Below are 14,197 nucleotides of genomic sequence, written 5' to 3' on the forward strand. Positions count from 1 at the left end.
CTCTACCCTGGAATGGGTTACTCAACCGAAGCCAGCCGTCCTCCTTCTCAGGTTTAGACTGAACGAATCGCACTTCCCAATGCCCAATGCCCCATGCCCAATGCCCCATCCCATAGAATATACCTCTTGCAAAAGTCCTTAACACCCCTCCCCGCAAGCGGCTACCGTGTACACACAAGTCTTTCTTGAAGCAATTTACGCTTATATCGAATACTCCAAAGAAACCTCACCCTGGTTTTGCTTGTGCAAAACCTGTCCCTCTCCTTACTAAGGAGAGGGATTAAAGATAGGACAGGGTGAGGTTTTTATTTTGTTTTGGGTAATTCGATGACTTGTGTGTACACCGTAGCCGCAATCGGGGAGGGGAGACAAAGCGTAGCTTTGGCGGGGTGGGGTTCTTATTTTTGATTTATGCAAGAGGTCTAATGAATACTTTGGGAAGAGATCCATATTGCCCTAAAATTCTACACGGGGAGCGAAGCTGAGTGTCCCCATGATTCATTGTTACCGGAGGAGTTTTTTGTGGATTTATCTCGTATTCCTGCCCAACCGAAACCGGGTCTAATCAACGTTCTGATTGAAATTACTGGCGGAAGTAAAAATAAATACGAATACGACAAGGAACTAGAAGCTTTTGCTCTAGACCGAGTACTTTATTCTTCGGTACAATATCCCTATGACTACGGCTTTGTACCCAATACTTTGGCTGAAGATGGCGATCCCCTAGATGGTATGGTGATCATTGACGAGCCAACCTTTCCAGGCTGTGTTATTGCCGCACGACCGATTGGCTTTTTGGAGATGATTGACGGTGGCGATCGCGATGAGAAAATCCTTTGTGTTCCTGACAAAGATCCGCGCTACACTCAAGTAAAATCACTGAAAGACCTAGCGCCACACCGCTTAGATGAAATTGCCGAATTTTTCCGTAGTTATAAAAATTTGGAAAAAAAGGTGACTGAAATTCTCGGTTGGCAAGATGTGGACAAGGTTGCAGCTTTAGTAGAAAAATCCGTCAAAGCTTATAGAGGATAATAGAAGAGTTAGGAGTTAGAAGAGACACGATTAATTGCGTCTGTACAGGAGTTAAGAGTTATGAATTTTTATTCCTAACTCCTCACTCAATCCTAACTCCTCACTCTAATAACTTTCGCTTGTTACGGATCGCAAAAACTGCCACTAATCCCAAACCAGAATGCAGCGTACTCTCCTTTTGGCAAAAATTCATAACTGCACCCTCACAGGGGCAAATATCAACTACGTGGGTAGTATCAGCATTGATGAAATCCTTTTGGAAAAAGCTGGTATCTTACCCTATGAGCAGGTGCAAGTAGTTAATAGTGCCAACGGTCAGCGCTTTATTACCTATGCGATCCCGGCTCCAGCCCATTCAGGAGTCATTGAATTAAATGGGGGTGCGGCACGTCTGGGCATTATTGGCGATCGCTTGATTATAATGACTTACGGGCAGTTCACTCCAGAAGAGTTAAAAAGTTACTCTCCTACGGTAGTCATTGTGGACGAAAAAAACAGGCTGTTGGAAGTGCGGCGCTACGATGACCTGCTCGGTAAGGTCTAATTTCAAGGAAAATGCCAAATTTTGAGTTGTCGGGTTCCCAAAGCTACATACCTCAAAAGTCAGCTACCATGCCAAGTAGTCCAGCAAGTGAATTTCTCCTGCAATTCTGGGGTGTAAGAGGTTTGATTCCCACCCCAAGTAGCAACACCAACCGTTATGGTGGTAATACCGCTTGTGTAGAAATACATATAGCTGGGAAACGCCTGATTTTTGATGGCGGTACGGGCTTACGCATACTGGGTAAAACTTGGCAACAACTGCAACAGCCATTAGAAGCCCATTTATTTTTTACCAACTGCCAAGCAAATCGGATTCAAGGGTTTCCCTTTTTCGCTCCCGCATTTATTGGGGAAAATTGTTTTCACATTTACGGCACAGCTGCCTCAAATGGAGCCTCAATCAAACAATGTCTGTATGACCAGATGCTCCAGCCACACTTTCCTTACCCTTTACAGGTAATGCAGTCGGAATTGCAGTTTTACAATCTGACTCCAGACACTGAAGTAAAGCTAGATGATGTCACCATTACAACCGCATTAATCAATCAAACTCAGCGCTCAGTTGGCTACCGAGTTAGTTGGCAAGAGTATAGTGTTGCTTATGTCACGGATTTGCACCAGAATGCAGATCAAGTGGAGCGAGAGCGGATTTTACAATTTATTAAAGGCGTTGATTTGTTGATTGCCAATGCCACTTACACTCCTCCTACCTCTCACAATCATGACTCTGCTGATTTACTCTGGCAAGCTGCGGTGAATGCAGCTCTGAATGCTGGCATCCAACGGCTAGTCATTTCTCATCATCACCCAGATGACCATGATGATTTTCTTGACCGGGTTCAAGTCGATATTAAATCTGCTTTTCCTCAAGCAATGTTAGCCCATGAAGGTCTAGTTTTAACTGTTGGTAAGTGATTTAAGGTAAATTTCGGTATCACTCAGCCCAAGATGTTATTTCATGTCCGCCAAATTACCCATAATAAAATGAACCCCACCCCCAACCCCTAAGAGCTCTTCGGGAGGGGAGACAAAGCACAGCTTTGGCGGGGTAGGGTTCTTCGGGTTTAATAAGCAATCAAACGGACATAATATTATTTCAGCATTACGCGGGGTTAGCTAAGACAGATGCTTTAATGATTACGGCAACTGCTGCCGCTAGTAAACGAGGCGGAGCCTCACAGTGGGCATTCCCAGCCAGAGGCTGGGAACGAGAGAAAGCTTTTCTAGACTGGCTTTCAGCTTAAGTTGACACCAGTAACAGATGTGCGGCTCTACGAAGCATTTTGCAATTCGGCTGTGCGGATTGAAAGCTGCTGTGTCTGATTACCCCGTTGGACTTTCACCTGTAATACTTGACCAAGACGACTGTCTTCCACAAAGTTCTGCAATTGTTCAGCACTGGTAATAGCTTTACCATCAATTTGAAGAATTACATCCCCGCGCCGGATACCCGCAGATGCGGCGGGAGAATTGGGGACAACTCGCATCACAAAAACACCATTAATTTCTGGTATCTGAATAGGAGAGTTGGGATCGATGTTATTTTCCTTGGCAAGATCGGGTGTCAAAGTTAGCATTTGCACGCCTAAATACGGGTGAGCAACTTTACCATCACGTTGCAGTTGCGCGGCGATCGCTTTGGCTTTATCAATGGGAATGGCAAACCCAATACCCATCGCGTCAGGACGAATGGCTGTGTTAATTCCAATCACTTCACCTTGACCATTTAATAGTGGCCCGCCAGAGTTACCAGGGTTAATGGCGGCGTCTGTCTGAATAAAGTCTAAGCGTTTATCATTAATACCGACTTGGGCGCTGGAGCGTTTGAGGGTACTGATAATTCCCAAGGTAACGGTGTTATCAAATCCTAAAGGATTACCAACTGCGATCGCCCAGTCTCCTACTTGGACATTACTGGAAGAACCCAAGGGCGCAACTGGCAAATCGTTACCAGCATTAATCTTGACTACTGCCAAATCTGTGACTTCATCAATACCTTGAACTTTCCCTTCAAAGGTGCGGCCATCTTTGAGCCGGACTGTTACTTTATCAGCCTTATCGACCACATGAGCATTAGTCAGAACTAACCCGCTCTTGTCAATAATGAAACCTGAGCCTAGACCGCGCAACTGCTGCTCAGAAGGCATCTGTTGGGAGAAACCGTCACCAAAAAACCGACGGAAAAAGGGGTCTTCCGAAAATTGATCAACGCGACGAGTAATTGTCCGCTCAGTATCAATTCGGACAACTGCTGTGCCCACACGATTCACTGCTGCTGTGACAAAGCTACTGCTACCGATGGCAGCAGTAGCTGGTGATTGCCGTTGGAGAGCTAGTTTTGAAGTATCTCCAGCAGTGACTCTGGGTGCTGGTTCGGCTTGGGAGGGCAACACCTGCAATGTACTAACCATTAGTACAACTCCGAGCGCGATCGCTAAAACATGAGTACTAAGTTGACGTAGAGATCGGGATATTTTGGGAAATCGCATAATCACAGCCAACATTCTTATAAGCCTAATTGTTGCTTAGTCGTGACAAATCTATATATAGTTATTTTTACCAAGATAAACTAACTTTTGAACAAGATTTCATTCCGACTGGTTGCGCCTAGCGGGGGTAAAGAGTTGATAACTGAGTGGGGAGTGAGGGCAGCAGGAACGGTTGGAGATACTTGTAATTGTTTGACAACACTTTGCAATAGTTGGTCTTGTCCAGTCCGCAAACCCGAGAGATTTGTCCCCCGGTTGATAATCGCAAACCAAACTAAACCGCGATCGCGTGTGGGCATCACTCCCGCTAAAGCGCTCACATCCCGGAGGGTACCAGTTTTGATCACAGTAGCAAGGGGAATGTGTCTGGAGTGCAGTGTCCCTCGGTGATCAAATCCAGACATCAGGAACAAGTCAGCTAGATTTAGTTGATGGGTAGATGCCTCAACTTGAATAGCCATGAGCATGGCACAGATAGCCCTGGGGGAAATGCGATTTTGGGGGCTCAGTCCAGAACCATTAATTAACTGAATTTCCATTTGTGGCACCCTCGCAAGGCTGGCGGCGGTTGATTGCACCACATTTGCTCCCCCTACTGAGTCTGCCAGCATCTCTGCCATATCATTGTTACTGTAAACGTTCATTTCCTTGATTAGTTGCTTCAAGGGCAAGGAGCGATGACGCAGTAACAAAGTTTGTTGAGCGTTTGGTTGGGCTTCAACCTTCACCCCACCTGCAATCACAACTTGAGGTTTGGGCGTTCCCTTGGGCATAATTGAGTACGTGTAAATAGCTGGGCGGCCCCAAGTGGCACGATTTAGTGTTTGCTTGAGCATCAGACCCGCTAGCATCGGCTGACGTTGGAAATTCATGGCAAAACTGCCAGTAATGATCAAATTTCCCTTTACCTGCTTGATGCCCATTTTATTGAGAGTATTACCAAGAGCGATCGCTTCTTCCCAAACAAACAAAGGATCGCCACGGCCTGTAATCACCAAATCGCCCTGCACAACCCCATTTACCACTGGCCCAGTGACGCTGACCAAAGTATCAAATTGGTAATCTGGCCCCCAAGTTTTCAAAGCAACTAATGTCGTGGCAATTTTGGTTAAGGAGGCAGCAGGCAGAGGTGTTGTACCTTGGTGATTTGCCATCAGCATCGGCCCCGATTGCATCCAAATTCCCTGACTTTCAGCCAGATTTGGGGCCACCACTTTTGATGTGATCAGCTTTTTCAGATATTCCTGCACCGTAGTCGCCCCAGCTGGATTGGGATCAGGGGCAAGAACTAAGCCAGGGCTACTTTGCCAAGTCAATGCATCTAAGGCATCTAGTGGCTTGATTTGTACTCCGGCCATTTGCAGCCAGAGCGACACCAAACCTGAACCCAATAATTCCAGCATGTTTTATTCCTCTGTTAGGATTCTAATACGTTGTTTCCTGTGCCAATATACAAGCTTTTTTACCTAAAACAGCAAGAAGGCTCACACAGCAAGCCGATAGGGTCAGTGTTGAGATGGCAGTCGCTCATGGGGGAAACCCTCTGTTCCCACGCTGCCTCATGAATTGCGAGTGAGTTGAAGAGTGTAGTCTGACCACATTTGAGCGCAGCGAAAACTTTCTAAGACTACGACGACGAAACGAAACATTTGTTCGATATGATAGAAACGTCTTGGCCATCGATACCATAAGCGAAAACCACGAGCTTTCAGGTATATGTTGCAAGAAAAAAATTTGGGTCTTGGGAACCAGGACTCCTGCCCTTGGAGGGAATGTAAGACCAATAGAACTACGGAGAGCTAGAGGCTATTGCCGATGAATTGGGAAGCCTACACCGTACGGCAAGGTCGGTGTAGGTAGTTCACAATAATCAGTATTGAGCCATCATAATAACTGCTGTTTTTCTCATCTGTAAGTAGGGTGAATTATATTGTTTTCGTCGCTTGTAATCAAAAACCTAACCCCCCAGACTAGCCTGAGAGATTATAGGTTTTTATCAGAAGAATTCAGGAGCGGAGCCGGAGACACTCCGCCGAGGCATCAGAATTCAGGATGAATTCTGTAGAGTGGGTGATAGCGCAGCGTTAGCTCATCCTGGAGCGTCTAAATATTGGTTTAATTATTGATCCAAGCGCAGTACTGCCATAAACGCTTCCTGGGGTACGTCCACAGTACCCACAGATTTCATCCGCTTTTTACCTTTTGCTTGCTTCTGTAATAGTTTCTTCTTCCGGCTGATGTCACCACCGTAGCACTTGGCTAGCACATCTTTCCGCAAGGCGGGAATGTGTTCGCTGGCAATAACTTTACTGCCAATAGACGCTTGAATTGGCACTTTAAATTGATGGCGGGGAATTAGTTCCTTGAGTTTTTCTGCCATTGACCGCCCGACGTTATAAGCTTTATCTCGATGCACAATCATCGCCAAAGAATCCACCGGATCGCCGTTAATCATGATATCCAGCTTCACCAGAGGATTTTCACGGTAGCCAATGAGGTGATATTCCATGCTGGCATAACCGCGCGATCGCGACTTCATCTGATCAAAAAAGTCAGTCACAACTTCCGCCAAGGGTAGCTCATAGGTAAGCGTGGTTCGTCCTTGGGTGAGATATTTCATATCTTTAAAGATGCCACGGCGATTTTGTGACAACTCCATCAAGCTGCCCACATAGGTTTCCGGCGTAATCATCTCTACTTGGACGTAGGGTTCTTCAATTTTCTCGCGATCGTTGGGAGAAGGTAAGCGGCTGGGATTATCGATGTACAGTTCCTCACCTTTCAGGGTAATTACCTTATAAACCACCGAGGGGGCTGTAATGATTAAATCTAGGTTATACTCTCGCTCTAGACGTTCCTGGACAATTTCCATGTGCAGCAAGCCTAAGAACCCGCAACGGAAACCAAACCCCATCGCGCTCGAAGTTTCTGGTTCATAGTGCAGCGCCGCATCGTTGAGTTCAAGCTTTTCCAGGGCTTCCCGCAAGTCTTCAAATTGGTCAGCATCAATGGGGAACATCCCACAATAAACCATCGGGTTTGCTTCTGCATAACCTGGTAAGGCTGACTCTGCTTTCGCCTTACTTAGGGTAATTGTGTCTCCTACCCTGGCATCAGCTACAGCTCTAATTGCCGCTCCCAAATAGCCTACTTCCCCAGCGTGCAGTTCTTCAACTTGCTTTTGCGTCGGAGAAAGGACACCTAACTCATCAATTTCAAATTCTTTACCGGATGCCATTAAATGGATGCGATCGCCTTTTCTCACGGTGCCATCCATCACCCGGAAATACACAATTACTCCCCGGTAGCTGTCGTAATAGCTATCAAATATTAACGCTCGTAAGCGTTCGTTTATCGTATTGGGTGGTGGCGGTATCCGCTCGACAACTGCTTCTAAAATCTCAGCAATACCAATTCCTTCTTTAGCAGAGGCCAGAATCGCCCCACTGCAATCTAGACCGATAATTTCTTCAATCTCGCCAATTACCCGTTCTGGTTCTGCCCCTGGCAAATCGATTTTATTCAAAACCGGGATAATTTCCAGGTTACTCTCTAACGCTAAATATACATTTGCCAAAGTTTGCGCCTCCACACCTTGGGACGCATCTACTACCAATAGCGCTCCTTCACAAGCAACAAGAGAGCGGGAGACTTCATAAGAGAAATCCACATGTCCAGGGGTATCAATTAAATTCAGCACATACTGCTGACCATCCTTAGCTGTGTAGTTCATCCGGGCAGCTTGCAGCTTAATTGTAATGCCGCGCTCCCGTTCCAGATCCATATTGTCGAGAAACTGTTCCTTCATCTGTCGGTCTTCAACAGTACCAGTGGCTTGCAACAAGCGATCGGCGAGGGTTGATTTCCCGTGGTCGATGTGAGCAATAATACAAAAATTGCGAATGCGAACTGCGGGAACGTCAGTCATATACTATCTTTGCCTTAGCAGCAACCAAAGTTAAAAGAGCAATTTACTTAATGTATTTTAATGCTTTCTTAGCCAAGACGCTCCTGGCTTTTAGTTCCTAGTTCCGAGTTCCGAGTTCCGAGTTCCGAGTGGGGAGTTAGGAGTTTGGAGTTATAAGTTAGCAATTATTCTTCTCCCCCTGCCCCCTGCCCCTCTTTACCCCACCTTTAACTTTCGATCTAAATAGGTGGACTTTTAAGAATATTATAAAAGTCTATTTGTCGCTGCTAGTATTCAACAGCTAGGAGCGTACAATGAATGTAAATAAGTACATGTCGGGATCATGTAGGGATAATGGGCAATTGCAACTCGTAATTACCCATAATCGCCGATTTACCGACAAAAGTTCTAGAGCCATTGTTTAGTCAGTTATATGAAAAATGTGATTTGAAACTTAAGGCTGTTACTTTAGTGCTATTTTGGGGAACCATGTAATTGTGCCCTTGAAGGTTTTTCAGTGAATTAGCCCAAATGATCAATACAACTACTTCACAAAGCTTTAGACAAAACCAATTCAGAGTATATAAACCTATGAATATGCAAGAGAAAACTACCGAAGCGGAAAACACAGGAGCCGAAAAGGTAGAAATTGCTGTCCGCCTAGACTCCAAGTTACTAGAGCAAATTCAGCATCTCACTAATGACCCAAGTAAAGTGATTGAGGTGGCGATTCGCCAGTGGTTGCGAGGTGAAATCCTCAGGGATGATGAATTGACGCGCACCCCTGTGCGTACCCCTGTTCCTCCTCGCGGTGAATGGAACGATTAACGCCATCAGTCATTTGTCAATACAACTTAAAAAAGTGAAGTTTGCCAATTCAGATTTCAAAACACCAAGAAATACACAATAAAAAACAAAAAAGCTGTAAAAATTTATGCGAAAATTTTAGCAGCTTTAGTAAAATTACGGTCGGATACCCTTTGTTTATCCAACTCAATTAATGATTATTACTGCCAATTCCCAATTGCCGAATGTATTTTCCCAAAATCTGGAATCTATTACCAGTAAAACTGATGGCTCATTACCAACTCTAGGAGCCGAATTGGTGTATACGCAAGATGGGGCAGGGCGCTATCTGACCTTTTGTTGGCAGCACAGCGAACTCCTGGGGTTAAATACCGAAAAAATAGTTGACGATCTGAACCAAATCCAAACCTTTGCCCCAGTGGATAAGGTTACTTATTTGGAACGATTGCACCGAATTTTGATCAGTTTGGTGCCTGAAAGGTTTCAGTGTTGGTTTAGCTACCACCAGGAATTATTTGAGTTGGACTTAGTGATTACTCCGATTATGCCGAGTTTGGGAATGTCTGCCACTACAGTTTTAGTGATGGGACGGTTAGTGCAAGCGACACTCAACAAAAAACAAGTGCGTGTGGCATCAAAAACGCCCACACAAATAGAGTTGGCTTTACGTTCACAGCAACACCAAAAACTGATAAATCGGATTACCAGAAATATTCGGCGGACATTGGATTTAGATATTATTTGGCAGCAAACAGTTGACAGTTTGGGTAAAGCACTGCGACTAGAGCGCTGCGTTATTTGTCCTTATCAGCCTTCAAGCTCAAAAGTGGAGGTGAAGGCTGAATATCGCCAGCCAGAACTCAAATCAATGCTTGGCTTAGAAATAGACATAGCTTCTGATCCTGCCTTTGCTCAAGTCTTGGCAACCCTAGAACCAGTTGTGATGGAAGTGCCTGGATACACGGAGTCTGGGCGGCAGAAAACTTTGGTGGTTGCGACTTGCTATCAAGACCAGGCCAATGGATTGGTTGCCTTGAATTGGCAGGATGAATGCTATATATTAACAGAATCGGAATTAGAACTGGCAAAAGAAGCAGCAGATCAATTGGGAACTGCGATCGCACATGCTACTTTATATAAAGAATTAGAAGCAGCGCGTCAAAAAGCCGAAGAAGCTTCCCGCCTCAAAAGCGAGTTTCTGGCTAATGTATCCCATGAAATTCGTACCCCCCTCAACGGCATGATTGGCTTCTTGAAGCTGATTTTAGAAGGGATGGCAGATGACCCAGAAGAACAAAACCAATTTTTGGCAGAAGCTCACCACTTATCGATACATCTGCTGAATATCATCAACGATATTTTGGACATTGCCAAAATCGAAGCTGGTAAAATGGAGCTAGTTTACGCTCCAGTCAAGCTAGATGAGCTATTCAGTGCTGTAGAAAATTTCATGCGTCCCCAAGCAGAAATGAGAAACCTCAGCTTCCGAATGCAAATGCCTGCTATCTCCGATGAAATTATTGTCCAAAGCAACTACCAACGGTTGCTACAAGTTATGCTCAATTTGGTAGGTAATGCCATCAAATTTACCCATGAAGGTGGTATCACCGTCAGCGCTGATTTAGTACTCAAAAAAGCGAAGCCGAACTTTCAATGTCAGCAATTTCCTGGCATGGTGAGAGTCCGGGTGGCAGACACTGGCATCGGTGTTTCTTTGGACAAACAAGATAAACTGTTTCAATTATTCTCTCAGGTGGATGGCTCCCGCACTCGCCACTATGGCGGTACAGGTTTAGGACTGGCAATATCCCAGAAGCTAGTGGAGGCAATGGGCGGTGAGGTACATTTTTATAGTCTGGGCGAAGGACTCGGCTCAACAGTCACATTTACAGTGCCACTATATCAACAACCTGTTATGGTTTCATCTATTGATAGCGACTCAGATTCTATCGGTTAAAGGCTCTTTAATAACCAGGTTTCGTAAATCCTTTTACAGATAATGAAATCAGACAGGTTAATTAGTTATGCCTGTGTTTATAGCTTTTTATTATTAAATAATGATAAAGTTGCCGTAAAAGTTGCTATGCGATCGCAAATAAACCAGTAATACCCAAAACATAGCTTGTTCCCAACCAAGCTGTGAGGTATGCCCTTAAGGAAAATTGGACTAAACTAAATAAATATCAGTGAAGTCAAAGTAATTACGATGAGAGATCAAACAACAGCAAGCGTCTTATTTAATCACCAAACAGGTTGTGCATGACTATCAAGATGGCGATCGCAGCACTACTGAGTTCAGTTACTCTAATATCTAGCTTCTAGATAAGTGTGTAGTAAAAGCGCTGCGCGTGTGAACACAAATGCCAAATGTTAATTAAACAACTGACAAACTAGCTGCAATTGCGTCTAGGATCGATTTAACAAAGCTAGAAAATAAAATTTTGGATAATGGTTAATGAGTAACGGCGCATCTGGCACAGGGATCATTATTATTCAATGCCCAATGCCCTATGCCCCATGCCCCATGCCCCATTCCCAATGCCCCTCATTAGTGCTGAGTTTTGAGTGCTAAGTGCTGAGTGGGGAATCTCACTTCTTTACTCGGAACGGGCTAAACGCCCCGCTACCGCTAACGGAAAAGAAGAGCTCGGAACTGTTTTGCCCAATGCCCATCATTAACTTACCTGGTCTAAACTATGGAACTCACAATTGACAACGTTGAAACAGTCTTAGATGAAATGCGCCCTTATCTCATGTCTGATGGCGGCAATGTGGAACTCGTAGAACTCGATGGTCCTGTTGTGAAACTGCGGTTGCAAGGTGCTTGTGGTTCATGCCCCAGTTCTGCAATGACCCTGAGAATGGGTATTGAACGCCGCCTAAAGGAAATGATTCCTGAAATTGCGGAAATTGAGCAAGTGGTGTAAAAGTGAGGAGTTAGAAGTTAGGAGTTAGAAGTTCTCACTCAACTCCTAACTCCTCATTCTTAACTCCTAACTATTCCTATGTCCCATCCTCTCTACATTGCTTTTATCTGGCATCAACATCAGCCACTGTACAAATCTCCTGGTAGCGACGTTTCGCTATCTCCTAGTCAGCACTACCGTCTGCCTTGGGTACGTTTGCATGGGACTAAAGATTATTTGGATTTGGTATTGCTCTTAGAGCGGTATCCTAAGTTACACCAAACTGTAAATTTAGTCCCATCGCTGATATTGCAACTCGAAGATTATATTGCTGGGACTGCTTTGGACCCTTATCTGACAGCCAGCTTGACACCAGATGAACAACTCACCCAGCAACAGCGCGAATTCATTATCCAACACTTTTTCGATGCCAATCACCACACTCTGATTGACCCTCATCCCCGCTATGCCGAGTTGTACCAGCAAAGGCAGGAAAAAGGGCAAGCTTGGTGTTTGGCAAATTGGGAATTGCCAGATTATGGTGATTTGCTAGCTTGGCATAATCTGGCTTGGATCGATCCTCTGTTTTGGGATGACCCACAAATTGCTGCTTGGTTAAAACAGGGTCGGAATTTTACTTTAAGCGATCGCCAGCGCATTTATTCCAAACAGCGAGAAATCCTCAGCCGCATTATCCCCCAACATCGGAAAATGCAGGAGGCGGGGCAGCTGGAAGTTACTACCACTCCTTACACTCACCCGATTTTGCCCTTGCTAGCTGATACTAACTCAGGTCGGGTAGCTGTGCCCAATATGACACTACCTCAGCAGCGATTTCAGTGGGCAGAAGATATCCCCCGCCACTTGCGGAAAGCTTGGAACTTTTATAAAGACCGCTTTGGACAGATACCTCGTGGTTTGTGGCCTTCCGAACAGTCAGTAAGTCCAGAGGTACTACCATATATTATTAACCAAGGATTTAAGTGGATATGCTCAGATGAAGCCGTCTTGGGATGGACACTGAAACACTTTTTTCATCGGGATGGAGCGGGGAATGTGCAGCAACCAGAACTGTTGTACCAACCGTATCGCCTGCAAACCGCAGAGGGTGATTTGTCAATTGTGTTTCGTGACCACAGATTATCAGATTTGATTGGCTTTACCTACAGCGCCATGCCAGCAAAACAGGCAGCAGCAGATTTAGTGGGACATTTGCAAGCGATCGCTAAAATGCAAAGAGACAGTCAAAGTGAACAACCTTGGCTAGTTACTATCGCTTTGGATGGAGAGAATTGCTGGGAATTTTATCCCGAAGACGGCAAACCCTTCCTAGAAGCTTTGTATCAAAGTTTGAGCGACGAACCCCGCCTCAAACTGGTCACTGTCTCCGAATTTCTGGAAGAATTTCCCGCCACAGCCACCATTCCCGGAGAGCAACTACATAGTGGTTCTTGGGTGGATGGCAACTTCACCACTTGGATCGGCGATCGCGCCAAAAATCGTGCTTGGGATTACTTGACAGCAGCCAGGGAAATGCTCGCAAGTCATCCCGAAGCGACGGAAGAAAACAACCCAGAAGCCTGGGAAGCATTGTATGCCGCAGAGGGTTCGGACTGGTTCTGGTGGTTTGGTGCAGGACACTCTTCAAATCAGGATGCCATCTTTGATCGGTTGTTTCGAGAACACTTGTTTGGCATTTACAAGGCATTAAATGAACCTGTACCGCCATATCTCAAGCAACCAGTGGAAATCCACCAAGCACAGACAAACCACGCCCCACAAGGGTTTATTCATCCCGTCATTGATGGTAAGGGTGATGAACAAGATTGGAACAAAGCTGGACGCATAGAAATCGGCGGGGCGCGGGGGACGATGCACAATAGCAGTGTCATCCAGCGACTTTGGTATGGGGTGGATCACCTGAATTTCTATTTGCGGCTAGATTTTAAAAGTGGCGCTACACCAGGGCAGGATTTGCCAGCAGAGTTGAATTTGCTGTGGTTCTATCCAGAAAAAACAATGGTCAACAGTCCAGTTCCCTTGGCAGATGTACCAGATGCAGCCCCACTTAATTACCTTTTCCACCATCTTCTAGAAGTTAACTTACTGACGCAATCGATTCAGTTTCGGGAAGCTGGAGACAATCATCAATGGCATCCCCGTTTCAGTCGCGCTCAAGTAGCTTTAAATAATTGTTTAGAGTTAGCAGTACCGTGGGCAGACTTGCAAGTTCCGCCAGATTATCCCCTGCGTTTGATTTTGGTGCTTGCAGATGAAGGGCATTTTTGCAACTACTTGCCAGAAAATGCTTTGATTCCTATTGAGGTGCCTTAGAAAATAGCTAGTAGGGGCGTACATCTGTCCATTGGTGTCAACTTCAAAAAAAAGCCTGCTAGAACAAGGTTTTAGAGATTATCTCTGATCTCGTTCCCAGTCTCAGACTGGGAATGCGCGTCGTTGAGGCTCCGCCTCCCTTACTGGCGGCAGAGCCGCAATTGAGGTGCATTTCC

General features: G+C 45.3%; 10 protein-coding genes. 7 read left to right on the forward strand and 3 right to left on the reverse strand.

Going from position 1 to position 14,197, the window contains the following annotated elements; all coding sequences use genetic code 11:
• Positions 1–522: 522 nt before the first annotated feature.
• The 3 genes from V7K36_RS24390 (at position 523) to V7K36_RS24400 (ending at position 2,493) form a co-directional block, all read left to right on the forward strand.
• Complete coding sequence (locus V7K36_RS24390) at positions 523–1,035, forward strand: inorganic diphosphatase (RefSeq protein ID WP_334831161.1); 513 nt, start codon at positions 523–525, stop codon at positions 1,033–1,035.
• 160 nt (positions 1,036–1,195) lie between these two features.
• The gene (gene panD, locus V7K36_RS24395) at positions 1,196–1,579 is read left to right on the forward strand and encodes an aspartate 1-decarboxylase (RefSeq protein ID WP_335120106.1); all 384 of its coding nucleotides are present in this window, start codon (positions 1,196–1,198) and stop codon (positions 1,577–1,579) included.
• 11 nt (positions 1,580–1,590) lie between these two features.
• Entirely contained in the window at positions 1,591–2,493 is a 903-nt protein-coding gene (locus tag V7K36_RS24400) for an MBL fold metallo-hydrolase (RefSeq protein ID WP_335120108.1), read from the forward strand.
• A gap of 356 nt (positions 2,494–2,849) precedes the next feature.
• Here V7K36_RS24400 and V7K36_RS24405 read toward each other — a convergent pair whose 3' ends face one another.
• The 3 genes from V7K36_RS24405 to lepA form a co-directional block, all read right to left on the reverse strand.
• A complete protein-coding gene (locus V7K36_RS24405) occupies positions 2,850–4,067 on the reverse strand; it encodes an HhoA/HhoB/HtrA family serine endopeptidase (protein ID WP_335120264.1) in 1,218 nt (405 codons plus the stop codon).
• A gap of 80 nt (positions 4,068–4,147) precedes the next feature.
• Positions 4,148–5,470 (reverse strand): D-alanyl-D-alanine carboxypeptidase, encoded by a 1,323-nt coding sequence (locus V7K36_RS24410; protein WP_335120110.1) that lies wholly within the window; start codon positions 5,468–5,470, stop codon positions 4,148–4,150.
• 716 nt (positions 5,471–6,186) lie between these two features.
• The gene (gene lepA, locus V7K36_RS24415) at positions 6,187–7,995 is read right to left on the reverse strand and encodes a translation elongation factor 4 (protein WP_335120112.1); all 1,809 of its coding nucleotides are present in this window, start codon (positions 7,993–7,995) and stop codon (positions 6,187–6,189) included.
• Positions 7,996–8,565: 570 nt separating this feature from the next.
• On the opposite strand from lepA, the gene V7K36_RS24420 reads away from it, so the two are divergent.
• From V7K36_RS24420 to V7K36_RS24435, 4 genes are all read left to right on the forward strand, one after another.
• A complete protein-coding gene (locus tag V7K36_RS24420) occupies positions 8,566–8,802 on the forward strand; it encodes a hypothetical protein (protein WP_334831150.1) in 237 nt (78 codons plus the stop codon).
• Positions 8,803–8,974: 172 nt separating this feature from the next.
• The gene (locus V7K36_RS24425; protein WP_335120113.1) at positions 8,975–10,738 is read left to right on the forward strand and encodes a sensor histidine kinase; all 1,764 of its coding nucleotides are present in this window, start codon (positions 8,975–8,977) and stop codon (positions 10,736–10,738) included.
• A gap of 739 nt (positions 10,739–11,477) precedes the next feature.
• On the forward strand, positions 11,478–11,708 hold the full coding sequence (locus V7K36_RS24430; RefSeq protein ID WP_012408256.1) for a NifU family protein: 231 nt from the start codon (positions 11,478–11,480) through the stop codon (positions 11,706–11,708).
• 78 nt (positions 11,709–11,786) lie between these two features.
• Entirely contained in the window at positions 11,787–14,021 is a 2,235-nt protein-coding gene (locus tag V7K36_RS24435; protein WP_335120115.1) for a glycoside hydrolase, read from the forward strand.
• The last annotated feature ends 176 nt before the right edge of the window (positions 14,022–14,197 follow it).

Source organism: Nostoc sp. (assembly GCF_036919555.1).
Lineage (GTDB): Bacteria > Cyanobacteriota > Cyanobacteriia > Cyanobacteriales > Nostocaceae > Nostoc.

Excerpts from the sequence above, each read along its gene's own strand:
- V7K36_RS24420 (WP_334831150.1), top strand. The coding sequence starts at position 8,566 with ATGAATATGCAAGAGAAAACTACCGAAGCGGAAAACACAGGAGCCGAA.
- V7K36_RS24435 (WP_335120115.1), top strand. The coding sequence starts at position 11,787 with ATGTCCCATCCTCTCTACATTGCTTTTATCTGGCATCAACATCAGCCA.
- V7K36_RS24405 (WP_335120264.1), bottom strand. The coding sequence starts at position 4,067 with ATGCGATTTCCCAAAATATCCCGATCTCTACGTCAACTTAGTACTCAT.
- V7K36_RS24430 (WP_012408256.1), top strand. The coding sequence starts at position 11,478 with ATGGAACTCACAATTGACAACGTTGAAACAGTCTTAGATGAAATGCGC.
- V7K36_RS24410 (WP_335120110.1), bottom strand. The coding sequence starts at position 5,470 with ATGCTGGAATTATTGGGTTCAGGTTTGGTGTCGCTCTGGCTGCAAATG.
- panD (WP_335120106.1), top strand. The coding sequence starts at position 1,196 with ATGCAGCGTACTCTCCTTTTGGCAAAAATTCATAACTGCACCCTCACA.
- V7K36_RS24400 (WP_335120108.1), top strand. The coding sequence starts at position 1,591 with ATGCCAAATTTTGAGTTGTCGGGTTCCCAAAGCTACATACCTCAAAAG.
- lepA (WP_335120112.1), bottom strand. The coding sequence starts at position 7,995 with ATGACTGACGTTCCCGCAGTTCGCATTCGCAATTTTTGTATTATTGCT.
- V7K36_RS24425 (WP_335120113.1), top strand. The coding sequence starts at position 8,975 with ATGATTATTACTGCCAATTCCCAATTGCCGAATGTATTTTCCCAAAAT.